We start from the raw sequence: 25,376 nt of genomic DNA on the forward strand, positions 1-25,376 counted from the left end.
GGAACTCGGCCGGAGCCTCGGAACCGACCAGAACCGACCAGGTTGCGGCCTAGGTTCGGTCGGACTTAAGCCGGGGATTCAGTCGGGATTCAACTGAGCTTCGGCCGGGATTCAGCCGAGCCAGGCTTCCGCCAGCGCGCGCAGCGCCTCGACACACCGCGTGTGCGCGTGCCGAGGCGGCAATTTTACCTTTGCAGGGAATGCTTCAGGAGTAGGGCTTAACCTGCTGTCGCGCTCAAACCGGCCGCGCCGGCGGCGCAACCGGCGCGGGGGGCACCTGTCGCAAGCTCAGCCGGTGAAAGCGCAGCGTCATCAGCAGCGCGACGCTCGCGAGGCCGGCCGCGAGCCCCCACCACAGCCCGCGCGCGCCGAGCCCTGCGTGAAACGCGAGCAGATAGCCGGTCGGAAAACCGATCGCCCAGTAGCCGAACGCGGCGGCGATCATCGGTACGCGCGTGTCCTTCAGACCCCGCAGACAGCCGGAGCCGACGGCCTGCATCCCATCGACGATCTGGAAAATCGCCGCCACGCCGAGCAGCGAACTGGCGAGCGCGACCGTCGACGCATTGGCCGGATCGTCGAGCCGCAGATACAGACCGACGATCCAGTGCGGCGCCGCGATCAGCAGGATGCCCGACAGCGTCATGAAGCCGACCCCGAGCGCCAGGGCGACGAAGCCCGCGTGGCGCGCCGCGAGCGGCTGGCCGGCGCCGGCCCAGTAGCCGACCCGCACGTTGGCTGCCTGGCCGATCGACAGCGGCACCATGAACGCCACCGACGCCACGTTCAGTGCGATCTGGTGCGCGGCCAGTTGCGACTCGCCGAGCAGGCCGACCATCAGCCCGGTGGCGAGAAAGAGGGTCGACTCGACGCCGTAGGTGATCGCGACCGGCCAGCCGATGCCGAACAGCTCACCCATCAGCGGCAGCTTCGGCCGCGTCGCGACGACGAAATGTTTGAAGCGCGGCCGCAGATGCAGCAGCGCCATCAGCACCAGCGCGGTCAGCCACACGGTGATCGTGGTCGCTACCGCCGAGCCGAGGAAGCCGAGTCGCGGCAGCCCGTACGCGCCGTGAATCAGCCCGTAGTTCAGAAAGCCGTTCACGCCGACGCTCGCAATCGATACCCACAACAGCCGCCGCGCCGCGCCGATCGCCGGCAGGAACGAGCGCATCAGGCCGACGCCGATCAGGCTCGCGGGCGCGCCCCAGCGCAGCACCGCCGCGTATTCGCCGACGTTGTGCGCGAGCAGGCCGGGCTCGCCGAACGCGAGCAGGATGTGCGACGCGAACGACAGCAGGATGAACGCCGGCACCGACAGCAGCACCGACAGCACGAAGCCGGTCCAGTAGATGTGCGGCACCCGGCCGTCGTCCTGCGCGCCGCGCGCGTGCGCGACGCTGACGCTGACCGAGGTCAGCACGCCCTGCAACAGCGTGACGACGACGAAAAACAGGTTCGCGCCGAGGCCGCCGGCGGCGAGCGCGTCGGGGCCGAGCGAGCCGAGCAGGATCGTGTCGGTGACGCTCATCGCCATCTGCGATAGCTGCGCGATCGCGAGCGGCGCGGCGAGCCGCGCGGTATCGGCCGCGTGGCGGGAGAGGGTCGGCGCCCGGGAGGTCACCCGGGCGAAGCTGGATTGAGTCATGAACCGTCTGAGCGCGGAAAGTGGCGACAGCGCGGCGGATGTGGCAAATGCAGCGGACGTGGCGGCGACGGCGGCGCGTGTTGTTGCGCGCTCGCGGGCGGCTCGTCGGTTCTGGCTCCGCTTCGGCTCCGGCTCCGGCTCCGATTGAGGCGGCTCGGCGAAGCGGGCGACGCGAAAAAAGCCGCGCCGCGATGGGGAGCCGATGAGTCATTGAGCCGATGAGCCGGTTGGCCGACTCCGCGACCTTGCTTGCCGATGGCGTGATCCGTCAGTTTGCTGTCGAAACCGACAGCTTATTGTGTCGCCCGACCGATGTCGATGGAGAACGCACGCTTGTGGTGCGTGCGCTGCTGCGAATTCTCGGAATGGTGGGGGGTGAGGTGCCGCGGTGATTGGCGGCGGGGTACGGCGGGGATTTTTGCTGGTGGCCGGTGTGTAGTGGATTAGCGCTGACTCCGGCTCCGGCTCCGGTTCCGGCGGCGCGACTGCGAGAGCGAGAGCGAGAGCGAGAGCGAGAGCGAGAGCGAGGCTGGCCGTGTACGTTAGCGTGGACTCACATCGCAGCGCTTCCCGCCATCAACCCTCGTGCACCGCGATCCGCGTGTCGCCGAGCAGCACGACCTGGCCCGCGCGGATTTTGCAGGTTTTGCGCGTCTCGACCCGGCCGTCGACCGTCACCGCGCCGTCCGCGACCATCATCTTCGCGGAGCCGCCGCTGTCCGCGAGGCCCGTAATCTTCAGCAGATTGTGCAGTTCGACATAGTCGCCGGTGAGCGTGAAATTGAGGTTGGGCATGGCGTTTGCACCTTCGGGCAGGGTCGCGATCGGGGTTCGCATCATAAAGCAAGCGGCGCGCGGGTGAGGCGTCGCGAGCGTCGCGCAAGCAATTGAAAGAAGATGTTATGCAATTGTCGGAAAGTGAAACCTTCCGTAACGCTAGTCGCTCCAGATCGAATTCACTCCTAAAGTGCAGTTCAGCAAGTAAAGCACGCTGGATTTCCGGGATCGCCCCCCGGCCTGTTTCCAGCGATGCGTAGACCGGACGAGGCGCGCGGGACATCCCGTCATCGCGAGGCCGGACAGTTCGCCCGTGTCACCACACTCTTAAAAGAGAGGATAGCCATGACCCAGATTCGTTCGCTCCTGATCGGTACCGCCCTTACTGCTTTCGCCGCGACCGCCGCCGTCGCGCAGACCGCGCAGCCGGCAGCAGGCATCGGCGCTCAGGCACAACTCCAGGCACCGACCCAGGCGCAGGCCCAGGGTGGGGTCGACATCGCGCCGCCGTCGGCCGCGGGCCTGCAGGCCCCGCAGGTTCCGTCGCCGGCTGCGGCCGCGCCGGGTATGCAGGTGCCGCCGTCGGCCGCCGCCACTCAGGGCATGCAGGCGCCCGCTGCGCAAGGCGTCGAGCCGCCCCCGCCGCCGACCCGTCTGACCGCTTCCGGCTCGACCGATCCGCTGGTCCAGAAACGCGAGGCTGACGCCAAGGCGAATGCCGAGTATCGCGCGTCGAAGAAGGCATCGAAGACCGAAATGAAGGCGCAGCAGAAGGCCGCGAAGGACCAGTACAAGGATCAGGTACGCGGCGCGAAGCTGAATCAGAAGGCCGACAAGCAAAGCGCTAACAACGCAATGAAGATGGATCTGGAAGGGCAGGCGAATGTGCAGGCCGAGGGTGCTGAGGCGAAGCATTAAGCCGAAGCATTAACCAGTCAGGCAGCATGTTTCGACCAGGGAGGTCATCCATGAACATCACCCGTACCACCAGAAACCGTCTTTACGCCGTGTTGATCGCGGGTTGCCTGTCGTCGGCCGTTTTTGCGCAGACGACCGATCCGGCCGCGGCGCCCGCCACGCATGCCGACAAGAAGGCCGCCAAGGAGCAGGTGAAGGCCGATAAGAAGGCCGCGGTCGCGCAGGCCAAGGCCGACAAGACCAAAACCGATGCCCAGGCCGACGCCGACAAGGCGAACGCCGACGCCAACCTGAAGGACGCGAAAAAGCAGTAACGAAGCAGCAGTAACGAAACAAAGCGAAGTAAAGGGCAGCACAAACCGGCGGTCGCGCCATCGCGGACCGTCGGTTCATCGCGTGGCTGAGCCGTGTTTTTTCAGCGTTTGGGCCCAGGAAAAAAGGGCGCTTGTCGCCGGCGGTTGTATGGATATACAGTGTGCGTCGCCTCCTGAATTCATCCCTACGCCAACCGATCCGTGTCCACCGTCGCCGAATCCGCTCCGCCGTTCGATACCGCCGCCTGGCTCGCGAAACTCAACGACGCGCAGCGTGAAGCCGTCGAATACGGCACCGACACCGCGGACTCGCCGCCGGGCGCGCTGCTGGTGATCGCCGGCGCCGGCTCCGGCAAGACCAACACGCTCGCGCACCGCGTCGCCAATCTGGTGGTGAAGGGCGCCGATCCGCAGCGCATCCTGCTGTTGACCTTTTCCCGTCGCGCGGCGCTCGAAATGATCCGCCGCGTTACACGCATCACCGCAGCCGCGACCGCGACCGCCACGGCCGGCGGAGTCGGCGGAGTCGGAGTCGGAGCTCAGGCGGCCGCCCGTGCGGCCCTCGCGCAGGGGCTCACATGGTCGGGCACCTTCCACAGCGTCGGCGCGCGGCTGTTACGCGAATACGCGGACCTGATCGGCCTCGCGCCCGCGTTCACGATCAACGACCGCGAAGACTCCGCCGACCTGATGAACCTCGTGCGCCACGAGTTGGGGCTGTCCGCGAAAGAGCGGCGCTTCCCGGCCAAGGGCACCTGTTTCGCGATCTATTCGCGCGTCGTCAATACCGGCGCGTCGCTCGGCCAGGTGCTCGACAGCGCGTTTCCGTGGTGTCGCGAGTGGGAAGACGATCTGCGCCGGCTGTTCGCCGCATACGTCGATGCCAAGCAGAAGCAGAGCGTGCTCGACTACGACGACCTGCTGCTCTACTGGTCGCACATGGCCGCCGAGCCCGCGATCGCGGCGGATCTGTCGGCGCGTTTCGATCACGTGCTGGTCGACGAATATCAGGACACCAACCGGCTGCAGGCGTCGATCCTGCTCGCGCTGAAGCCGGATGGCCGCGGCCTGACCGTGGTCGGCGACGACGCGCAGTCGATCTACTCGTTTCGCGGCGCGACCGTGCGCAACATCCTCGATTTCCCCGCGCAGTTCGATCCGCCCGCGCGCCAGGTCACGCTGGAGCGCAACTATCGTTCGAGCGCGCCGATTCTGGCGGCGTCGAACGCGGTGATCGAACTCGCGAGCGAGCGCTACACGAAGAACCTGTGGACCGACAAGGCGTCGGCGCAGCGCCCGCGCCTCGTAACCGTCGCCGATGAGGCCGCGCAGGCCCGCTACGTGGTCGAGCAGGTGCTCGAAGCGCGCGAGCAGGGGATGACGCTGAAGTCGCAGGCGGTGCTGTTTCGCGCCGCGCATCACAGTGCCGCGCTCGAAGTCGAGCTGACCCGCCGCAACATCCCGTTCGTCAAATTCGGTGGCCTGAAATTTCTCGACTCGGTGCACGTGAAGGACGTGCTCGCGGTGCTGCGCTGGGCCGAGAATCCGCGCGACCGCGTCGCCGGTTTTCGGGTCGTGCAGCTATTGCCGGGCGTCGGCCCCGCCACCGCCGCGAAGCTGCTCGACGACATCGCGGCGCGCGCCGGCACCGGCGTGAGCGATCCGCTTGCGACGACCGGCGGCGCGCTCGCGGCGCTCGCCGGGTTTGCCGCGCCGGCGCGCGCGCAGGAGGACTGGCATCCGTTCGTCAAGCTGATGTCGAGCGTGTACGGGCGGCAGACGCCGTGGCCCGCCGAGTTCGAAATGGTGCGGCGCTGGTACGAGCCGCATCTGGAGCGCAATCACGAGGACGCCGCGATCCGCCACGCGGACGTGCTGCAGATGGAGAGCATCGCCGGCACGTATCCGTCGCGTGAGCGCTTTCTGACCGAACTGACGCTCGATCCGCCCGACGCGACCAGCGATGAATCCGGCGTGCCGCTCATCGACGAGGACTACCTGATCCTGTCGACGATCCATTCGGCGAAGGGGCAGGAGTGGCGCAACGTGTTCGTGCTGAATGGCGTCGACGGTTGCATTCCGTCCGATCTCGGCACCGGCAGCGACGAGGAAATCGACGAGGAGCGTCGGCTGCTGTATGTGGCGATGACGCGTGCGAAGGAAGACCTGCACATCGTCGTGCCGCAGCGTTTTTACGTGCACAACCAGACGCATCTGGGCGATCGCCATGTGTGGGCGTCGCGCACGCGTTTCATTACAACGCCGATGCTGCCGTTGTTCGATGCCTATGCGTGGCCGCGCGTGCCGGTCGCGAGCGCGCCGAGCGCCGCGGGGCTGGCCGCTGCCGCGCAGGCGAAGATTGAGATCGGGGCGAAGCTCAGGAAGATGTGGGATTGAGCGGGGCGGCGGCCCCACACTCAATGCGATTGCCGCTGTTGCTGCTGTTGCGCGACCGGTCGCGGCGGCACGAAGAAATTGCGCAACCAGGCCGCGAGCCGCGAGAACACGTCGTACGGTTCTTCGACGAAAATTTCCGGCTTCAGGAGTCGCAGATACTCCATGATCTGCTGCGCTTCCTGCTTCTGGAACGTGCCGTGCGAAAGACCGAGCCGCAACAGCCCGCGCAGTTCGCCAAGCTTTTCGCGCGCGGTGCTGCCGACGCTCGTCTCGCACGCGACCTTCGCCTCATAGACGCGCTGACGCAGCGATTCGACGAGCCGCCACGCCGGCGTCTGCATCACTTCCTCGAGCGCCTGGATGTCCTGCACCGAACTCTTGATCTGCGACGCCAGCGGATCGACCAGCGTCGTGTCGCCTTCCGCTTCCTTGACGATCGCCGCCGCCCAGTCGCGGCATTGCTTGGCGAGTTCCTCGGGCGTCCATTCCGAGCGCGCGGCGAAGCCGAAGCCGAACTCGCCCGCCTGACGCATCAGGATCGAGACCACGTCGGGGAATTCCTTGTCGAGCGTGCGCTTGGCCCACGCGTACTGACCGCCCTGCAGCATCCGCTGCACCGCGTGCTCGGTGAGCGGCACCATGTTGTCGAGCAGTTTCGCGCGCAGGAAATCCTCGAACGACGGCGTCGCGAACTGCGGATCGAGCTTCAGCGATACCCGCAGAAACGCATCGAAATCCTTGCGCAACGACGCGACGGTCTCGTCCTTGAGCTTGAGGGTGATTTGACCCATGTGTTATCCCGTTTAATGCTGCCGCACGGCGCGCCGTCGCGATATCGCCCGGCCGCGCGCGGACCGGGGCGGCGCGACGTCGACTGCCGACGCGGTGTATTCCAGCCTGTTGCCGCCTCACCAGCGGGACGAATCCCGATGAGCGGACCTCGACTGCATATCGGCGCAAGAGCGGGAAACTTGAGGGCGGATGTGTGTTGTGTGGCGGTTTTGGAGGGCGGGGTCGGGTTGTGTGGGGAGAGGGCCGGGGTGGTAGACGCAGGGGACGGCCTGGCAGCGGGAAAGCGGGAAAGCGGGAAAGCGGGAAAGCGGGAAAGCGGGAAAGCGGGAAAGCGGGAAAGCGGGAAAGCGGGAAAGCGAGGAAGAAGGGAAAAGCGGCGGCCCGACACGACAAGAGAGTCGACAGGCCGCCGGGGACTGGCGGAGAGGTTAAGCGGAGACGACGCGCGCTTACTTCAGCACGAGGAACTGCCACCCGAAGAACACGACCAGGCCGACCGCGATCGTCAGCAGCGGCCGGCGCGTCGTCGCACTGACGACGACCGCAGCAAGCGCGCCGACCAGTTGCGGATTGCGCCAGCTCAGCTCGGCGTTGCCGCCATGCGGCGACACGGCCATCGGTACGATGATCGCGGTCAATACGGTGACGGGCACGAAGCCGAGCGCGGTGCGAACGAGCGGCGGAAACACCAGCCGGTCGCCGAGCACGAACACGGCCGCGCGGATCACCCAGGTAATCGTGGCCATGCCGACGATCAGAACGACGTAGTTCATCGCGTGACCTCCGCAGTGCGGCGCGCGCCGCGCAGGTTCAGACGCGAACTCGACAGCAGCACGCCGACCGCGACGCCCGCGAACACCGCGCCGAGCAGACCGAGCTTGTACGGCCAGGCCTGCCAGAAAAACGCCAGCGTGCCGGCGGTGGCCGCCGCCGCGATGTAGCGCAGCGCGACCAGTTGCGGCACGACGATCGCGATGAACGTCGCGACCATCGCAAAGTCGAGCCCGAGCGATTGCAGGCCCGGAAAAGCCGCGCCGAACAGCAGACCGGCGATGGTCCACAATTGCCAGTTCAGGTACATCGCGGCGCCGGCACCGAAGAAGTAATACGGGCCGACCGTGCCCGGCTCGCGATGCCGGTAATGCTCCCACGCGACCGCGAAGACCTCGTCGGTGAGCAGCGCGCCGAGCGCCCAGCGCCAGCGCTTGGGCAGATGCGCGACGTGCGGCGCGAGCGTCGCGCTATACAGCACGTGACGCAGATTGACGACGAGCGTGGTCGCCCAGATCACGGCGAAGCTCGCGTGTCCGGCGATCAGGCCCAGCGCGATGAACTGCGCGGAGCCGGCGAACACGACGAGCGACATCAATTGGCCGTGCCATAGGTGCAGCGGCCCGGACGTGACGAGCGTGCCGAAAATGACGCCGAACGGCGCGGCGCCGACCATCATCGGGATGATGTCGCGCGCGCCGGCGGTGAATTCCTTGAGATGGCCCGGGCGGGTGGCCTGGCCTTGGGTTGAATCGGTCAATCTAGCCTCCTTGATTCCGGAAGCATAGCGAGAGTGGAGCGATTGGGCTTGTACGTTCTTGCGGCGAGAGGCGCGGTTACTCTGTGTACGCTGCACTGCGGGCTGCGGGCTGCGGGCTGCGGGCTGCGGGCTGCGGGCGAAGGGCGAAGGGCGAAGGGCGAAGGGCGAAGGGCGAAGGGCGAAGGGCGAAGGGCGAAGGGCGAAGGGCGAAGGGCGAAGGGCGAAGGGCGAAGGGCGAAGGGCACCCCGTCAGGGGCCGCGATGCGTCCCCTGCCATTGCCCCGGCGGCACGCCGAACATGCGCCGGAAATGGCGCGTGAAATGGCTCTGATCGGTGAAACCGCTCGCGGCGGCGACGTCGGTGACCGACACGCCCGCGCGCAACGGAGCGAGCGCGCGCTGCAAACGCACCTGGTTGCGCCACGCATGCGGCGGCAAACCGGTCGATTGTGTGAACAGCCGCGCCGCGTGAAACGGCGACAGACCCGCCGTCTTCGCGACCTCGGCGAGCGTGACGGCCTCGACGAGATCGCCGGTCAGACGCTCCTGCATCAGCGCGACGCGGGTGTCGTCGGTGGCGATGCGCGCGGAGGCCGGCCGCGTCTGCGCATAGCGGACCAGCAAGGTGGACAGGGCGTCGAGCATCGCGGCTTCGGCGGCGAGCGGATCGTCGCCGGCTTCGAGCAGACGGTGAGCGCGCGCGAGGCGCGTTGCCAGATCGGCATCGCGGATCACGCCGGGCTCGAACCACGGCAGCGTCTGCGGCTTGCCGGCGACCTCGTCGGCAAGCTCGCGAATGAACTCGACGGGCGCATACATCACGCGATACCGCCACCCGGCCTCGACCGCCTTCGACCCCGTATGCAGTTCGCCCGGATTGATGATTGGCACGCTGCCCGCTTCGGCGACGTAATGCTCGCCGCGATACCGATAGCATTCCGCGCCCGCGACGATCACCGGAATCGTGTACGCGTCGTGCCAATGCGGCGCGAACTCGTGGTCGCGATATTCGGCGGTGAGCAGATCCGCGCCCGGCAGCAGCGGCGTGCGCCAGTAGCGGGCGGAATCGCGGAAACGAGGGGTAGCGGTCATGACGGAAATCCGGCTGGACCGGTCAGTGTAGCGCGTCGCGGGCGGTGCGGTGTCGCGCGGTGTCGATTACCGTTGTGCGCCGCCCGGTTCGCGCCGGTTTCAGTTACTTGACGGGAATCGTCGTGCCGGCTGGCATCGGCACCGCGCTTACGCTGTTTTTCGAGCTACCGCTGACGACGCGGTCGCTGTAGGTCAGATACACGAGTGTGTTGCGCTTCGTGTCGACCACGCGCACCACGTGCAGCGATTTGAAAATCAGCGACATGCTCACCGAGAACACGTCGTCCTTCTGCTTGACCGGGCCGGTGAAATGCAGCGGCGCAACCTGGCGGCATGCGATCGACGCCTCGGTCGGATCTTCGGCGATGCCGAGCGTGCCTTTCACGCCGCCGGTTCGCGCGCGCGACACGTAGCAGGTCACGCCTTGCACGACAGGATCGTCATACGCCTCGACGACCACGCGGTCGGAACCGGTGACACGGAAGTTCGTATTGACGCTGGCGACTTCTTCGCCGTGCGCGGTCGACAGCAGTAATGCGCCGGCGGCGGCGAGTGCGATGCGTAGCGAGGTGGATTTCATGGGCGTGCGGGTGAGTGCGTGGAGTGGGGCGACTGCGCGAAGCGGTGAAGCGCGCGCCGCGCAGCCGCCATCGTATAACGACCCGTGAACCAGGCGGGGCGAACCGCTCCAGCGCCGCTTGCTCGGTGCGTAGTGTGCGCGACACCATGTTTGGCGCGCACGAGCTTCGAGCGAGGCGACAGCTCATGCGATCGTCGCTACATCCGCAGCAGGGAACACCGTGAAAAGCCGTCGCGCAAAACAAAAAGGCCCGCACGGATGCGGGCCTTTCAAAATTTTGGCTCCTCGACCTGGGCTCGAACCAGGGACCTACGGATTAACAGTCCGGCGCTCTACCGACTGAGCTATCGAGGAACAGCAGTACAACTTGATCTACATAAAAAAACCCGTCCTGGTTAACGGGCTTTTGCAATTCTTGGCTCCTCGACCTGGGCTCGAACCAGGGACCTACGGATTAACAGTCCGGCGCTCTACCGACTGAGCTATCGAGGAACAGAACAACAACAGCAGAGAAGCGAAATTGTAGAGCCAGCTTAAACGCCTGTCAACACCCTTCGCTTAATTCGTACGACTCCGAATCTGGCGCAACGGCTGACGAAGCGTTCCGCGCTCAGCGTGCGAGCAGCGCGAGCTTGTCCTTCACGTCCTTGAATTCGTCGGCTTCCGGCAGCGGTGCTTTGGTCTTCGTGATGCTCGGCCAGTTTTTCGCCAGGTCGGCATTCAGTTCGATGAAATTCTGCTGGTCGCCCGGCACATCTTCTTCGGCATAGATAGCATTTACCGGGCACTCGGCCACGCACACGGCGCAGTCGATGCATTCATCGGGGTCGATCGCGAGGAAGTTGGGACCTTCGCGAAAGCAGTCCACCGGGCACACATCGACACAGTCGGTATAGCGGCACTTGATGCAGCTTTCGGTCACAACGTGAGTCATTCAGGCAGCTCCTGCATACGGAATCAGGGAAGGCGCGAACGCCAAAAGCGATATTGTAACGTAACGTCAAGAGGCGCATGAAGCATCGCGCAACGGCTCTTATACGTTTTCGTGATTAGTTTATTGCGCGTCGAACTGAAGCATCGGGAGCGCTGAATGCTGATGCATTCGGGTAACATGCGTCAGGTTGGCGCGTACGGTTGCCGTACGCGACCGTTGAACGGGGCATGGGAGCCCTGTTCGTTTCTCCAGCGGTTCAGTTCGTACCATCATGATTATTACTTCGCTGCTCGATACCGATCTGTACAAGTTCACGATGATGCAGGTGGTATTGCATCACTTCCCCGCGGCGAATGTGGAGTACCGTTTCCGCTGCCGTACGTCGAACGTCGACCTCGTGCCGTATATCGACGAAATTCGTGCGGAGGTGCGCAAGCTCTGCGAACTGCGCTTCACCGACGGCGAGCTCGACTACCTGGGTCGCATGCGCTTCATCAAGGGCGACTTCATCGAGTTTCTCGCGCTGTTCCATCTGAACGAGAAGTATATTTCGATCACGCCGTCGCCGAAGGGCAATGGCGAAATCGACATCGACATCAAGGGGCCGTGGCTGCATACGATCCTCTTCGAAATCCCGGTGCTCGCGATCGTCAACGAAGTCTATTTCCGCAACACGCAGCAGACGCCCGACTATCACGAAGGGCGCGGCCGTCTGGTCGACAAGATCCAGCTGCTCGGCGCGCGGCCGGAATTCGCCGACTGCAAGATCGCCGACTACGGCACCCGCCGCCGCTTCTCGAAGCAGTGGCACGAGGAGGTGATCCTCACGCTGAAGGACGGTCTCGGCGAGCAGTTCGCCGGCACGAGCAACGTCTTTTACGCGATGAAGCACAGCCTCACGCCGCTCGGCACGATGGCGCACGAGTACCTGCAGGCTTGCCAGGCGCTCGGTCCGCGGCTGCGCGACTCGCAGACCTTCGGCTTCGAAATGTGGGCGAAGGAATATCGCGGCGACCTCGGTATCGCGCTGTCCGACGTGTACGGTATGCAGGCGTTCCTGCGCGATTTCGACATGTACTTCTGCAAGCTCTTCGACGGCGCGCGTCACGATTCCGGCGATCCGTTCGACTGGGGCGAACGCCTGCTCAAGCACTACGAGGCGAACCGTTGCGATCCGCGCACGAAGATCCTCGTGTTCTCGGATGCGCTCGACATCCCCAAGGTCCTGCAGCTGTACGAACGCTTCCGTGGCCGCTGCAAGCTCGCGTTCGGCGTTGGTACCAATTTGACCAACGACCTCGGTTACAACCCGCTGCAGATCGTCATCAAGATGGTTCGCTGTAACGGCCAGCCGGTCGCGAAGCTGTCGGACTCGCCGGGCAAGAACATGTGCGAGGACAAGGCGTATCTCGCGTATCTGCGCCAGGTGTTCGGCATCGCGCAGCCGGAAGAAGAGACGGCTGGAAAGTAGCGGGCTGTGTAACGGGCCGTGTGGCGCGTTGCGCGGTTCGCCGGGTTTGTGGTTCAGGGCTCGTTCATGATCTGTGCGCGTTCGGGATGACGTGGCAATCAGTGTCGCCGGGCGCGCGTCGCCCGGCAATATGCCGTTCGGCCAGGGTGTGAGCGGGGAGGGCGGTCGGTATAATCCTTGCCATATCGCACGGCCGTCGACACGAGGATTTCGCCCATGGACACATCGATTGCCCGCCGCAACATCCTGGCGCGCATCCGCGCCGCGCAAGGTCGCGAGCCCGAGCCGGCCGCTGCCGAGCGTGAAGCCGCGGCGGACTACCTCACGCGCCATCCCGCCGGTCCGCGTCCGGAGTTGCCCGCCGATCTGTGCGCACACTTCATCGAAGAAGCACAGAAAATGGCGACGACGGTCGATACCGTCGCAACCCTCGCCGATGTGCCCGCCGCCGCGCATCGCTATCTGGCGCAACACGGTTTGCCGCTGCAAGCCATCGCGTGGCAAACGCTGTGCGATCTGCCGTGGGCCGAGGCAGGCCTCACCGTCGACTTTCGCAAACCGCAGGACAACGACGCAGTCGGTCTCACCGGCTGCTTCTGCGCGACCGCCGAGACCGGCACGCTCGTGCTGCTGTCCGGTCCTGAAACTTACGCATCGGCCGGCCTGCTGCCGGAAACGCATATCGCGATCGTGCCGGCGTCGCGCATCGTCGCGGGTCATGAGGAAGCATTCGGCCTGATCCGCAAAGAGCGTGGCGAGCTGCCGCGCGCGGTCAATTTCGTGTCAGGACCGTCGCGCACCGGCGATATCGAACAGACCATCGTGCTGGGCGCGCACGGCCCTTACCGGGTGCATGCGATCGTCGTGCAGGGTGCGTAAGGAGGTGCCGGAGAGGGTGCTTGAGCGGTTGCCTGAGAAAGGACCTGAAGGGGCGCCGGACAGCTTGCCTGACGAACTGTCCGAGTGGGCCGCGCGGCATCGTTGTCATGCAGACGCAGCGCCGGCTGTCGCGGTTGCGCACGCGGCCGCGAGTCATCGCGAGAGCGGTAGCGACATGAAGCGTCAAATCGGACGCTTGAGCCCGGGGTTCGCCATTGCCGCGATGCTCACGCTCTGGGCGCAACCCACCTGGGCCGCGATGCCCGATGGCGCGACGCTGTCGGCGCTATGGGGTCTACCGTTCGCGGGCGTGCTGCTGTCGATTGCGATCTTCCCGCTTGTCGCGCCGATCTTCTGGCACCACCATTTCGGCAAGATCGCGGCGGCGTGGTCGCTCGCGTTCGTCGTGCCGTTCGCGGCGAGCTTCGGCATCGGCGAAGCGTTCGGCGCGCTCGTGCATGCGATGCTCGACGAGTACCTCCCGTTCATCATTCTGCTCACCGCGCTTTATACGGTCGCGGGTGGCATCTGCGTGCGCGGTAATCTGCGCGGCACACCGCGTCTGAACACCGCGCTTCTCGCGCTCGGCACGCTGCTCGCGAGCGTGATGGGCACGACCGGCGCGGCGATGCTGTTGATCCGGCCGTTGCTGCGCGCGAACGACAATCGTCGCCACGTGACGCACGTGGTCGTGTTCTTCATTTTCCTGGTCGCGAACATCGGCGGCTCGCTGTCGCCGCTCGGCGACCCGCCGCTGTTTCTCGGCTTTCTCGAAGGCGTGCGCTTTTTCTGGACCACCACGCATCTGGCGGCGCCGATGCTGTTCGTGAGCGGCGTGCTGCTTGCCGGCTTCTATGCGCTCGATTCGTATTATTTCCATCGGCGCGAGGAGGTGCGTTCGGCCTTCCTCGATCCGACGCCCGACGGCGCGCCGCTCGGCATCGACGGCAAGCTCAACTTCGTGCTGCTCGCAGCGGTGATCGCGTTCGTGCTGCTGAGCGGCCTATGGCGCCCGCAGATCACGTTCGACGTGTTCGGCACGCCCGTCGAACTGCAAAACGTGGTGCGCGATGTCGCGCTGATCGCCGTGACGCTACTGTCGCTCGCGTTGACGCCGCGTGCGGCCCGCGCGGGTAACGACTTCAACTGGGCGCCGATCGCGGAGGTCGCCAAACTGTTCGCCGGCATCTTCGTGACGATCGTGCCGGTCATCGCGATGCTGCATGCGGGCGACGCCGGCGCGTTCGCGGGCCTCGTCCATCTGGTCAATGAGCCGGACGGCACGCCGCGCAACCTCATGTACTTCTGGGCGACCGGCCTGCTATCTTCATTCCTCGACAACGCGCCGACCTACCTCGTGTTCTTCAACCTGGCCGGCGGCGACGCGCAGACCCTGATGAGCACCGGCGCGACCACGCTCGCGGCGATTTCGGCCGGCGCGGTGTTCATGGGCGCGAACACTTACATCGGCAATGCGCCGAACTTCATGGTGAAGGCGATCGCGCAATCGCGCGGCGTGCGCATGCCGAGCTTTTTTGCTTATATGGGCTGGTCCGGCGCGGTACTGCTGCCGCTCTTCGCGCTGACCGGCTGGCTGTTTTTTCGACATTGAGCGCGACGCCGACGCGACCTTGCCTTCGACCGGCGCGCCACACGGAGACTTGCAATGCAGAAAATCCTCGTTGCCCGTTCGATCTTTCCCGACGTGATCGAGCGGCTCAAACAGTATTTCGACGTCGACTGGAACGAGGGCGACGTGCTGCCCGCCGACGAACTGAAGCGCCGGCTTGCCGACAAGGATGGCGCGCTGACCGCCGGCGAGATGATCGACGCGGGTGTGCTGGCGGCGGCGCCGCGTCTGCGCGTGGTGGCGAACATGGCGGTCGGCTACAACAATTTCGATATGGCCGCGTTCAACGCCGCGAACGTGCTCGGCACCAATACGCCCGACGTGCTGAACGAATCGACCGCCGATTTCGGCTGGGCGCTGATGATGGCCGCCGCGCGCCGCATCGCCGAATCGGAGCATTGGCTGCGCGCCGGGCAATGGCAGAAGTGGAGCTACGACGGCTTTCTCGGCAACGACCTGTACGGCTCGACGCTCGGCGTGATCGGCATGGGCCGGATCGGCCAGGCGCTCGCGCGGCGCGCGCGGGGCTTCAACATGCGGGTCGTCTATCACAACCGCTCGCGCGTCGCGCCGCAGATCGAGGCCGAACTGAACGCGGAGTACGCGTCGAAAGAGGAACTGCTGCGGCGCGCCGATCACGTCGTGCTGGTGCTGCCGTACACGAAAGATAACCATCACACCATCGGCGCGGCCGAACTCGCGCTGATGAAGCCGACCGCGACGCTGACCAATATCGCGCGCGGCGGCATCGTCGACGATGCGGCTCTCGCCGAAGCGCTGCGCGAGCGGCGCATCGCGGCGGCGGGCCTCGACGTGTTCGAGGGCGAGCCGAAGCTGAATCCGGCGCTGCTCACCGTGCCGAACGTCGTGTTGACGCCGCACATCGCGAGCGCGACGGAAACCACCCGTCGCGCGATGGCGAATCTCGCCGCGGACAATCTGATCGCCGGGCTCGGCGCGGGGCCGCGTGCCGGTCAGCCGCCGAATCCGATCAACCCCGACGTGATTGGCAAGGCGCGTTCATGACGATGATTCTGGTAGCGGCCGTCGCGGTGCTGGCGGTCGCGTTGGTGATTGCGCTGGCGCTGCTGCTGCGCGGTCGCGGTCACGAGGAACAGCACGAGCAGTTCGAGATGCTGAACGAACGGCTCGATGGCGTCGTCGATGCGCAGGTGCATAGCGCCGAGCGGCTCGAGCGGCAATTGCGCAACGACATCGCCGAGACGGCGCGCGTGTCGCGCACCGAGCAAAGCGGTGGCTTCGCGCATTTTCAGCAGACGCTCGCCGCGCAGTTCGGCAGCATGACGACGGTGCAGGGCGGCAAGATCGACGGTTTCGCGCAGCAGCTCGACGCGGTGCGCCATAGCCTGCAGGCGCAGGCGCAGCAGGCGCGCGACGAGCAGGGCCGCTCGCTGAAGCAGTTCGGCGACACGCTGAGCCTGCAGCTCGGGCAGCTGACCGAGGCGAACGACCGGCGCTTCGCCGAAGTGCGCGCGACGATCGAGCAGCGCCTGAAGGACATCGAGGCGAACAACGCGACGCGGCTCGAGGAAATGCGCCGCACCGTCGACGAAAAACTGCACGCGACGCTCGAACAGCGTCTCGGCGAGTCGTTCAAGCTGGTGTCCGATCGGCTCGAACAGGTGCATCGGGGCCTGGGCGAAATGCAGACGCTGGCGGCAGGCGTCGGCGATCTGAAGCGTGTGCTGACCAACGTGAAGACGCGCGGCACGTGGGGCGAAGTGCAGCTCGAAGCGTTGCTCGAACAACTGCTGACCGCCGATCAATACGCGAAGAACATCGCGACGGTGCCGAAGAGTGCCGAGCGCGTCGAGTTCGCGATCCGTCTGCCCGGAAGACTGGAGCCGGGCGGCGCGAATACGCCGGTCTGGCTGCCGATCGACGCCAAATTCCCGCGCGAGGACTATGAGCGCCTGATCGAGGCGCAGGAGCGTGCCGATCCGGTGGCGGTCGAGGACGCCTCGCGCGCGCTGGAGGCGCGGATTCGCGCGGAGGCACGTACGATCGCCGAGAAGTACGTGGCGCCGCCGCATACCACCGACTTCGCGCTGCTGTTCCTGCCGACCGAAGGCCTGTACGCCGAGGTGTTGCGTCGGCCGGGGCTTACGGATCTGCTGCAGCGCGACTATCGGGTGACGATCGCCGGGCCAACCACGTTGACCGCGTTGCTCAACAGTCTGCAGATGGGTTTTCGCACGCTCGCGATCGAAAAGCGTTCGAGCGAGGTGTGGCAGGTGCTCGGTGCGGTGAAAACGGAGTTCGGCAAATTCGGCGATGTGCTCGCGAAGACCAAGGCGCAGCTCGAAACCGTCACGCGTTCGATCGAGGCCGCGGAAACGCGTACGCGCGTGATGAACCGCAAGCTGCGCGACGTCGAGGCGTTGCCGGGGGAAGAGGCGAGCGGTTTGCTCGGCGATGCGTTGTCGGGCGCGGAGCCCGATGAGCCGTAAGCGGCGACGCGTGAAGGTGTGAGGCGGGAGGAAGCGAAACGGGACGGCACTTCAGGCCGCCGGACCGCCGCGCCAAGTCCCGTCCGGCATTCGTTACGCTCGTTACGCGTTATGCGGCGCTGCCGCCGGGTTCGCCGCTGGGTCCACCATCGGGGCCACCGTCGGGCCCACCATCAGCCAACCGCTCCAGCGCTTCTCCCGTCACCCGCACGACGCGCCAATCCGGCAGCACCGTCGCGCCCATCTTCTGATAGAAGCTGATTGCCGGCTGGTTCCAGTCGAGCACGGTCCACTCGAAGCGAGCGCAATAGCGCTCCACCGCGAGCGCCGCGACACGCCGCAGCAGCGCGGTGCCGAGCCCGCTGCCGCGTTGCGAGGGCTGCACGTAGACGTCTTCGAGGTACAGTCCGCGCCGGCCGGCGAAGCTCGAAAAATTGTGGAAGAACAGCGCATAACCGACGACGCGGCCCGCGTCTTCGGCGACCAGCGCTTCGATCGACGGCCGCGCGCCGAATAGCGCGTCGCGCAGGCTCTCTTCGGTCGCGACGAACAGGTGCGTGAGCTTCTCGAACTGCGCGAGTTCATAGGAGAGCGCGAAGATCGCACCGATATCCGCGGGCGTGGCGGCGCGGATCGTCGCCGGCATTACGCTTCTTCCGGCGCGTCGGTCAGATGAATTTCGATGCCGCCGAAGCGCGACGCGACCCAGTTGTACGCATGACACGCGATCCACAGCAGCACGAAACCGAGAATCGCGTTCAGCAGCAGCGCGCTGAACACGGTGCTCAGCTCGACCGAGCCGTAGCGCACGAACGCGACCACCACGCCGAGCAGCACGATCGGAACCGAGAACGTCAGATACACGAGGATCAGCGCCTTGGCCGTTTGTCCCGGTGCGATGAACGAAATCTGTTTTTTCATGTAAGTCAAACCCGTGTGTCGTGATGGTGGTAGTTGAAGTGCCGGTGAAGTGTCGCGTGTCGCGGGGGCGTCAGATCAGGCCGTCGAACAGCATGATCGACACGCGTTCTCCGGCGTCGATGTCGGCTTCGTCGTGGCCGAGCACGATGAAGCAGTTGGCTTCGCTCATCGAGCTCAGTACGCCCGAGCCTTGCGAGCCGGTGGGCGTCACGTGCCAGTGTCCGTTTGCGTCCGGTTCGGCGACGCCGCGCTGGAATTCGGTGCGGCCCGCGCGCTTGCGGATCGCGACGCGGCTCGCTGCATGCAGCACGGGCAGCGGTCGCGGCGTCGCGCCGGCCATCAGCAGCAGCGCTTCGCGCACGATCTGATAGAAGGTCACCATCACGGCGACCGGATTGCCCGGCAGGCCGAAGAATAGCGCAGGTTTGCCGAGTCCCGGCTGCTCGCCGGACCACAGGCGGCCGAAGGCGAGCGGTCGGCCGGGGCGCATCGCGAGACTCCAGAACGCGACGTCGCCGAAGGTCTGCAGCAGTTGCTTCGTGAAATCCGCTTCGCCGACCGATACGCCGCCCGAGGTCAGCACCACGTCGGCATTGGCCGCGGCGCTGCGCAACGCGGCTTCGAGCGCGGCGGGTTCGTCGCGGATCACGCCGAGGTCGAGCGCGTCGACGTTCAGGCGCCGCAGCATCGCGAACAGCGTGTAACGGTTGCTGTCGTAGACCGAGCCGGCGTCGAGCGGCTCGCCGAGCGAGCGCAGTTCGTCGCCGGTCGAAAAGAATGCGACGCGCAGACGCCGCCGCACACTGACTTCGCCGATGCCGAGCGATGCGAGCAGGCCGAGGTCGGACGCACGCACGATGCGTCCCGCGCGCAACGCGACGTGGCCGCGCGCGAGATCTTCGCCGGCGCGGCGGCGGTTCGCGCCCACCGCGACTGCGTCGGCGGCGAAGCGGATGGTTGCCGGATTCGCGCTGTCGCGCTCCACCCGTTCCTGCGGCACGACGGTGTCGCAGTCCGGCGGCATGCAGGCGCCCGTCATCACGCGCACGCACTGGTTCGCGGCGACGCGGCCCGCGAACGGATGGCCGGCCAGCGCCTTGCCGGCGACCGTCAGCTCGATGCTTGCCCCTTGCGCGCTGCCCGGTGTGCTGTTTTGTGTGCTGCTTTGTGCGCTGTGCGCGAGCGCCGCGCTGTGGAACGCGTAGCCGTCCATCGCGGAGTTCTCGTGCGCGGGGACGTCGATCGGCGACACGATGTCGGCGGCGAGCACGCGGTCGAGCGCATCGCGCAACGCCACGCGCTCGACCGCCGCGATCGGCGTGGCCCACTGGCGGACAATCGCCTGGGCAGCCGAAACGGGTAGCGCGTGAGGATCGTACTGCGCGACGCAGCGGGAAAAGTCGTTAAGCGTGGTCATGAAGGGCTGGGCGTCGCGACCGGAGACGGGCGCGGCTAATGCCGTGCGGCCGGGGCGGATGTCAGCCGGGGCCTCGATCGCGTTCGAGGTCGGCGAGTTCTTGTAACGAATTGGCATTGTAAAACGCGCGCTCGTCGGTAAAGACGACTTCGACCGTCTTGTGGCGCGCGTACCACGCGCGGACCTTGCGCTCGCCGGCGGCCAGAAACGCCGCCAGGTCGTCCGCGAGGGCCGTGCGCAGGAGCGCGAACACCGGGTACAGCGACGCGTTGCCGCGGGCGTCCAGCGTCGTGACGGTGGCGATGTCCGCGTGGTTGGCGTCGAGCGCTTGCGTGAGGCGCGCGGCGAGGTCGGCGGGCAGCCACGGGGAGTCGCACGGGGCGGTCAGCAGATACGCGGTGCCGGCCGCGCGCATGCCGGCCAGCAACCCGGCGAGCGGTCCAGCAAAGTCAGGAAGTGTGTCGGGGATGACCGTCGCGCGATACGTCGCGCCGAGCGCGGCGTAAATGTCGGCGTGGCGATTCGCGCTGATCAGGAGCGCGCCGGTCTGCGGCGCGAGACGCCGCAGCACGTGCGCGGCGAGCGGTTCGCCATGGAGCGGCTGCAGCCCTTTATCGACGCCGCCCATGCGCGTGCCACGGCCGCCCGCGAGCACGAGGCCGGTGATCTGTTCGCGCGTGGTGTGCATACGGGGCCGCTCAGCCGCCGATATAAGACATTTCGACGCGTCGCCCGGCCGGTTCCCGCTCGGCCGGCTGGCTGCCGCGCAGCTGCGAATAGCGGTCGCTGCGGCGCTGCCAGATTTCGGCGATCGCGGTAGCGATTTCGGCATCGCTGGCGCCGCCGCGCAGCAGCGCGCGCAGGTCGTGACCGGTCGACGCGAACAGGCACAGATACAGCTTGCCTTCGGTCGATAGCCGCGCGCGCGTGCAACTGCCGCAAAACGCGCGCGTAACGCTCGAAATCACGCCGATCTCGCCGCCGCCGTCGACATAACCCCAGCGCTGCGCGGTTTCGGCGGCGCTGTGCGCTTCGAGCGGCACGAGCGGGAAGTGTTCGGCGATGCGCGAGACGACGTCGGCCGACGGCAGCACTTCCGTCATGTTCCAGCCATTCGAGGTGCCGACGTCCATGTATTCGATAAAGCGCAGCACCGCGCCGGTGCCTTTGAAATGACGCGCCATCGGCACGATTTCGCCGTCGTTGGTGCCGCGTTTGACGACCATATTCACCTTCACCGGCGCGAGCCCGACCGCGTGCGCGGCGGCGATGCCGTCGAGCACGTCGGCGACCGCGAAATCGGCGTCGTTCATGCGGCGAAACAAGGTGTCGTCGAGCGCGTCGAGGCTGACGGTCACGCGCGTGAGGCCGGCGTCCTTCAGGCTGCGCGCCTTGCGCGCGAGCAGCGAACCGTTGGTGGTGAGCGTGAGATCGAGCGGGCGGCCCGCCGGTGTGGTCAGTCGCGACAGGCGTTCAACCAGGAATTCGAGGTTCTTGCGCAGCAGCGGCTCGCCGCCGGTCAGCCGGATTTTCTCGACGCCATGCGCGACAAATAGCTGCGCGAGCCGTTCGATTTCCTCGAAGCTCAGAAGCGCGCTGTGCGGCAGGAACGTGTAGTCCTTGTCGAACACCGCGCGCGGCATGCAGTAGACGCAGCGGAAATTGCAGCGGTCTGTGACCGAAATCCGCAGATCGCGCAGCTCCCGCGCGAGCGCGTCTTGCAGTACGCCGCTAGGCGTCTGCTCCGGACCGGCGATGACCGGCGCCGCGCTGAGATCGGCAACAGGGATGATGCGTCGAGACATGAGGGTGCTTCGTCGGTGCTTGCTGCGGCTTAAGCGGGCCGCGGATCTTTCATTTTATCGGAAATGCCAGACGCGGCAGGCGGGCGGCGGGCCGTGTCGGGGTATACGGGGAGGCGTATTCCACGAGCGGCGGGGGGCTTCGATGAGTGGGGATACATCAAAGCGGCCTCGAAGCGTTGCCCAGGCGCTACTCAAGCGCCAAAAGAAAAAGCCCGCCGGGAAGGGCGGGCTTTTTCGCGGGGATGCAAGAGTCCCGGCGGGACCCTGCGACGCTGCTTACTGCTGATGCTTGACCGTCTCGACCTGCTGCATCGGCGTGCTATCGGCCGCCGGCAGCGGCTTGCGTTCACGGACTACGCGCGCCGGCTTGACCGTTTGCGCCGCCGCTTCCTGCGCGGCGCGCAGCTTGTCGGCGTCGGTGTTCACCCAGATCAGACCGGCCTGTTCGAGGACCGGCTTGAGTGCATCCGCCGACGCGGCACGGGCCGGAGCCTGCGCCACGGGTTGTGCTGCGGGTTGTACCGCGACGACCGGCGCCGGCTCGACTGCAGCCGGTTCCGTTGTCACGACCGGCTGCGGTTCGACGATCTCGGCTTGCGGTGCCGGCTCGGCAGCCGGAGCCGCGACGACCGTGGCCGGAGCCGCGGTTTCGAGCGCGGCAGGGGCGGCCTGGACTTCGGCTTGCGCCTCGACTGCCGCTGCCGGCTGTGCTTCGACGGCCGGGGTGGCTGCCGGAGCCTGAACTGGAGCCTGAGCCGGGGTCTCGAACGATGCCGGAGCCGGAGCTTCGGTACGGGCGACCGGCTCGACTGGCTGGATCGGTTCGACCGGCGAAAGCGTCTCGCCAGCGACCGGAGCGACTTCGGCGGCTGCCGCTGCCGGCTCGACCGGAGCCTGTTCAACCGGCACGACCTTTTCCGTCTTGGCCGCGCTTTCCGGAGCCAGAGCCGGCGTTTCGGCGGCAGCGTGCAACTCGGTCACGACCGCGGTTTCCGTCGCGACAGCGGCGACGACCACTTCGACCGGCGTCACATGCTTCGCTTCGCTGGTTTCAGCCTGATGCTCGACCGGCTCGGCGGCGCGCACTGGCGCTTCGTCGCTGGCGGCGACGTTATCGCCTTCTTCCGCGCCATCCGCGACGAGATTGCCGTTCACGTCCTCTTCGCGCTCGCGACGGCCGCCACGACGACCCCGGCGGCGGCGACGACGCTCTTCACCGTCACGCGCGACCGCTTCCTGATCGATCGGCGCGCCGTTTTCATCCACCAGCACGCGGTTGCGTGCCTGTTCGTCGGCGGCTTGCGTGTCGGCGGTTTGCGTCAGTGCTGCCGCGGCGGCTTCCGCCTGCGGCTTGCGACGCTCGCCGCGCTCCGCGCGTTCGCCACGTTCACGGCGCTCGCCGCGTTCCTGGCGTTCGGCGCGTGCACCGTCGACAGCTTCGGCGCGCTCGGCACCGCGGTTCTCGCGTTCGCGACCCTCGCGTGCTTCACGCGGTTCACGACCTTCACGGGCCTCGCGCTGCTCACGGGGAGCGCGCGGCTCGCGGCCTTCGCGTGCTTCACGCGATTCACGGCCTTCGCGCGGTTCGCGTTCCTCGCGACGCTGCGACGGCTGCTGACCTTGTGCCTGACGGCCGCCGGTTGCGCCCTCGCCGCGTGCTGCCGTATCGCGGCCGCCTGCGCCGCCACGACGGTTGCGGTTGCGATCGCCGCCACGCTCACCGGTGCGCTCGCCGCGCTCCGTGCGTTCGCCGCGTTGCGGACGGGCCTGCTGCTTGTCGGCCGTGACCGGTGCGGCCGGCGCCGGCGCAGCGGGCTGCATGCCGAACAGATTCTTCAGCCAGCCGATGAAGCCGCCGCTTGCCGGCGTCACCGCGACCGGAGCCGGGGCAGCAGCCGGGCGAACCGGTGCGCTCGGCGCCGGCTTTTCAGGCGTGATGCCCTTGACCGCCGCTTCCTGCTTCGGCTTCACTTCCTCGGTACGCTTGCTGTAGCCGGTTTCCGACTCCAGTTCGCGGGCCGCTTCCTCGGCCATTTTCCACGATGCGCGCGGGTCGTCGAGGCGCGCATCGTCGTGACGCAGACGCTCGAGCTTGTAGTGCGGCGTGTCGAGGTGCTTGTTCGGGATCAGCACGACGTTGACCTTGAAACGCGACTCGATCTTGTTGATCTCGGCGCGCTTTTCGTTCAACAGGAAGGCGGTCACTTCGACCGGCACCTGGCAGTGGATCGCCGCGGTGTTTTCCTTCATCGCTTCTTCCTGAATGATCCGCAGCACTTGCAGCGCGGACGATTCGGTATCGCGGATGTGGCCCGTGCCGTTACAGCGCGGGCAGGTCACGTGGCTGCCTTCGGAGAGGGCCGGGCGCAGACGCTGGCGCGACAGCTCCATCAGGCCGAAGCGCGAGATCTTGCCCATCTGGACGCGCGCGCGGTCGTGCTTGAGCGCGTCTTTCAGGCGCTGCTCGACTTCGCGCTGGCTCTTGGCCGATTCCATGTCGATGAAGTCGATCACGATCAGGCCGCCCAGGTCGCGCAGACGCAGCTGGCGGGCGACTTCGTCGGCGGCTTCGAGGTTCGTGCGCGCGGCCGTTTCCTCAATGTCCGCACCCTTGGTGGCGCGTGCCGAGTTCACGTCGATCGCGACGAGCGCTTCGGTGTGGTCGATCACGATCGCGCCGCCCGACGGCAGCGGCACCGTACGCGAGTACGCGGTTTCGATCTGGTGTTCGATCTGGAAGCGCGAGAACAGCGGCACGTCGTCATGATACCGCTTCACCTTGCTGACATTATCCGGCATCACGATATCCATGAAGGCGCGTGCCTGGTCATGGATTTCGGTCGTGTCGATGAGGATTTCGCCGATATCGGGCTGGAAGTAATCGCGGATGGCGCGGATCACGAGGCTCGATTCGAGATAGATCAGCATCGGCTGACCGGTCGAGCCGCTTTGCGACGCGGCTTCGATCGCGCGCCACAGTTGCATCAGGTAGTTCAGGTCCCACTGCAGCTCTTCGGCGCTGCGGCCGATGCCGGCCGTGCGCGCGATGATGCTCATGCCTTCCGGCAGTTGCAGCTGCGCCATGGTTTCGCGCAGTTCCTGACGGTCGTCACCCTCGATGCGGCGCGACACGCCGCCGCCGCGCGGGTTGTTCGGCATCAGCACCAGATAGCGGCCGGCGAGCGAGATGAACGTGGTCAGGGCAGCGCCCTTGTTGCCGCGCTCTTCCTTTTCGACCTGAACGATCAGTTCCTGGCCTTCCTTGAGCGCGTCCTGAATGCGTGCGGAACGCATATCGACGCCTTCGCGGAAGTACTGGCGGGCGACTTCCTTGAACGGCAGGAAGCCGTGGCGGTCTTCGCCGTAATTGACGAAGCAGGCCTCGAGCGACGGCTCGATGCGCGTGATGATGCCCTTGTAGATATTGCCTTTGCGCTGTTCGCGGCCGGCGGTTTCGATGTCGATATCGATGAGTTTTTGCCCATCGACGATGGCGACGCGCAGTTCTTCCTGCTGCGTCGCGTTGAACAACATTCGTTTCATTGAACGGCTCCAGAGCGGCCTCGCCGGCCCAGCTGCGCGGTTGTCAGTCGCGAGAGCAAGGGAGGGCAGCGGCGTGCCGCGTCTTATTGTGTTTTCACAAGCACGCTGGAGCGGGAATGATGGCGGGAGAATTGCCTGAGAAGGCCCGGCCCCATCAAGAATGGGCTCGGTGCCGTAGGGCACATGCGAACACGGCTTCAAATCATGACCTGACACGCCCCGTTCCGCCAGCAGACCATCACAAGCTCCGGTTCCG

General features: G+C 66.3%; 23 protein-coding genes and 2 tRNA genes. 9 read left to right on the plus strand and 16 right to left on the minus strand.

The window, feature by feature from the left end:
* Positions 1-235 precede the first annotated feature (235 nt).
* Positions 236-1,648, minus strand: a complete 1,413-nt coding sequence (locus HHL14_RS01500; protein WP_169495821.1) for an MATE family efflux transporter — start codon at positions 1,646-1,648, stop codon at positions 236-238.
* 218 nt (positions 1,649-1,866) lie between these two features.
* On the opposite strand from HHL14_RS01500, the gene HHL14_RS01505 reads away from it, so the two are divergent.
* Complete coding sequence (locus HHL14_RS01505; RefSeq protein ID WP_169495822.1) at positions 1,867-2,040, plus strand: hypothetical protein; 174 nt, start codon at positions 1,867-1,869, stop codon at positions 2,038-2,040.
* Between the two features lie 184 nt (positions 2,041-2,224).
* Here the strand turns inward: HHL14_RS01505 and HHL14_RS01510 are convergent, their stop codons facing one another.
* Entirely contained in the window at positions 2,225-2,443 is a 219-nt protein-coding gene (locus HHL14_RS01510) for an RNA-binding S4 domain-containing protein (protein ID WP_075301915.1), read from the minus strand.
* 327 nt (positions 2,444-2,770) lie between these two features.
* Between HHL14_RS01510 and HHL14_RS01515 the strand changes: the two genes are divergently transcribed.
* From HHL14_RS01515 to HHL14_RS01525, 3 genes are all read left to right on the plus strand, one after another.
* A complete protein-coding gene (locus HHL14_RS01515) occupies positions 2,771-3,343 on the plus strand; it encodes a hypothetical protein (protein ID WP_169495823.1) in 573 nt (190 codons plus the stop codon).
* Between the two features lie 50 nt (positions 3,344-3,393).
* Positions 3,394-3,657 carry a hypothetical protein gene (locus HHL14_RS01520; protein ID WP_169495824.1) on the plus strand — a complete coding sequence of 88 codons (264 nt, stop codon included), beginning with the start codon at positions 3,394-3,396 and terminating at the stop codon, positions 3,655-3,657.
* A gap of 201 nt (positions 3,658-3,858) precedes the next feature.
* On the plus strand, positions 3,859-6,054 hold the full coding sequence (locus HHL14_RS01525) for an ATP-dependent helicase (protein ID WP_169495825.1): 2,196 nt from the start codon (positions 3,859-3,861) through the stop codon (positions 6,052-6,054).
* A gap of 20 nt (positions 6,055-6,074) precedes the next feature.
* Here the strand turns inward: HHL14_RS01525 and HHL14_RS01530 are convergent, their stop codons facing one another.
* The 8 genes from HHL14_RS01530 to fdxA form a co-directional block, all read right to left on the minus strand.
* Positions 6,075-6,845: a DUF4088 family protein gene (locus HHL14_RS01530; protein WP_169495826.1), complete on the minus strand. Its 771-nt coding sequence runs from the start codon at positions 6,843-6,845 to the stop codon at positions 6,075-6,077.
* A gap of 450 nt (positions 6,846-7,295) precedes the next feature.
* The gene (locus HHL14_RS01535) at positions 7,296-7,619 is read right to left on the minus strand and encodes an AzlD domain-containing protein (RefSeq protein WP_169495827.1); all 324 of its coding nucleotides are present in this window, start codon (positions 7,617-7,619) and stop codon (positions 7,296-7,298) included.
* Positions 7,616-8,377 (minus strand): AzlC family ABC transporter permease, encoded by a 762-nt coding sequence (locus HHL14_RS01540; RefSeq protein WP_169495828.1) that lies wholly within the window; start codon positions 8,375-8,377, stop codon positions 7,616-7,618. The genes HHL14_RS01535 and HHL14_RS01540 overlap by 4 nt, the downstream gene beginning before the upstream one ends.
* 249 nt (positions 8,378-8,626) lie before the next feature.
* On the minus strand, positions 8,627-9,469 hold the full coding sequence (locus HHL14_RS01545) for a helix-turn-helix domain-containing protein (RefSeq protein WP_169495829.1): 843 nt from the start codon (positions 9,467-9,469) through the stop codon (positions 8,627-8,629).
* A 103-nt stretch (positions 9,470-9,572) separates the two neighbouring features.
* A complete protein-coding gene (locus tag HHL14_RS01550) occupies positions 9,573-10,049 on the minus strand; it encodes a CreA family protein (protein WP_169495830.1) in 477 nt (158 codons plus the stop codon).
* 278 nt (positions 10,050-10,327) lie between these two features.
* Positions 10,328-10,403, minus strand: a tRNA-Asn gene (locus HHL14_RS01555).
* A gap of 62 nt (positions 10,404-10,465) precedes the next feature.
* A tRNA-Asn gene (locus HHL14_RS01560) sits at positions 10,466-10,541 on the minus strand.
* A 118-nt stretch (positions 10,542-10,659) separates the two neighbouring features.
* Entirely contained in the window at positions 10,660-10,983 is a 324-nt protein-coding gene (fdxA, locus tag HHL14_RS01565) for a ferredoxin FdxA (RefSeq protein ID WP_169495831.1), read from the minus strand.
* A 271-nt stretch (positions 10,984-11,254) separates the two neighbouring features.
* Between fdxA and pncB the strand changes: the two genes are divergently transcribed.
* The 5 genes from pncB (at position 11,255) to HHL14_RS01590 (ending at position 17,434) form a co-directional block, all read left to right on the plus strand.
* Positions 11,255-12,454, plus strand: a complete 1,200-nt coding sequence (gene pncB, locus HHL14_RS01570; protein WP_169495832.1) for a nicotinate phosphoribosyltransferase — start codon at positions 11,255-11,257, stop codon at positions 12,452-12,454.
* Positions 12,455-12,670: 216 nt separating this feature from the next.
* Positions 12,671-13,333 (plus strand): LutC/YkgG family protein, encoded by a 663-nt coding sequence (locus tag HHL14_RS01575; protein WP_169495833.1) that lies wholly within the window; start codon positions 12,671-12,673, stop codon positions 13,331-13,333.
* A gap of 223 nt (positions 13,334-13,556) precedes the next feature.
* Complete coding sequence (locus HHL14_RS01580) at positions 13,557-14,945, plus strand: sodium:proton antiporter (RefSeq protein WP_407945258.1); 1,389 nt, start codon at positions 13,557-13,559, stop codon at positions 14,943-14,945.
* Between the two features lie 54 nt (positions 14,946-14,999).
* Positions 15,000-15,989, plus strand: coding sequence for a 2-hydroxyacid dehydrogenase (locus tag HHL14_RS01585; RefSeq protein ID WP_169495835.1), 990 nt, complete (start codon positions 15,000-15,002; stop codon positions 15,987-15,989).
* Positions 15,986-17,434: a DNA recombination protein RmuC gene (locus HHL14_RS01590; RefSeq protein ID WP_169495836.1), complete on the plus strand. Its 1,449-nt coding sequence runs from the start codon at positions 15,986-15,988 to the stop codon at positions 17,432-17,434. The genes HHL14_RS01585 and HHL14_RS01590 overlap by 4 nt, the downstream gene beginning before the upstream one ends.
* 109 nt (positions 17,435-17,543) lie before the next feature.
* Here the strand turns inward: HHL14_RS01590 and HHL14_RS01595 are convergent, their stop codons facing one another.
* The 6 genes from HHL14_RS01595 to HHL14_RS01620 form a co-directional block, all read right to left on the minus strand.
* Positions 17,544-18,080, minus strand: coding sequence for a GNAT family N-acetyltransferase (locus HHL14_RS01595; protein WP_230412880.1), 537 nt, complete (start codon positions 18,078-18,080; stop codon positions 17,544-17,546).
* Positions 18,080-18,355, minus strand: coding sequence for a hypothetical protein (locus HHL14_RS01600; protein ID WP_085480927.1), 276 nt, complete (start codon positions 18,353-18,355; stop codon positions 18,080-18,082). Before HHL14_RS01600 ends, HHL14_RS01595 begins: the two co-directional genes overlap by 1 nt.
* Positions 18,356-18,425: 70 nt before the next feature.
* Positions 18,426-19,772, minus strand: a complete 1,347-nt coding sequence (moeA, locus tag HHL14_RS01605) for a molybdopterin molybdotransferase MoeA (RefSeq protein ID WP_169496281.1) — start codon at positions 19,770-19,772, stop codon at positions 18,426-18,428.
* Between the two features lie 61 nt (positions 19,773-19,833).
* A complete protein-coding gene (gene mobA, locus HHL14_RS01610) occupies positions 19,834-20,460 on the minus strand; it encodes a molybdenum cofactor guanylyltransferase MobA (RefSeq protein ID WP_169495837.1) in 627 nt (208 codons plus the stop codon).
* Positions 20,461-20,470: 10 nt separating this feature from the next.
* Positions 20,471-21,577 (minus strand): GTP 3',8-cyclase MoaA, encoded by a 1,107-nt coding sequence (gene moaA / locus HHL14_RS01615; RefSeq protein WP_169495838.1) that lies wholly within the window; start codon positions 21,575-21,577, stop codon positions 20,471-20,473.
* 276 nt (positions 21,578-21,853) lie between these two features.
* A complete protein-coding gene (locus HHL14_RS01620; protein ID WP_169495839.1) occupies positions 21,854-25,120 on the minus strand; it encodes an Rne/Rng family ribonuclease in 3,267 nt (1,088 codons plus the stop codon).
* Positions 25,121-25,376: the final 256 nt, after the last annotated feature.

The organism is Paraburkholderia antibiotica (assembly GCF_012927125.1).
GTDB lineage: Bacteria > Pseudomonadota > Gammaproteobacteria > Burkholderiales > Burkholderiaceae > Paraburkholderia > Paraburkholderia antibiotica.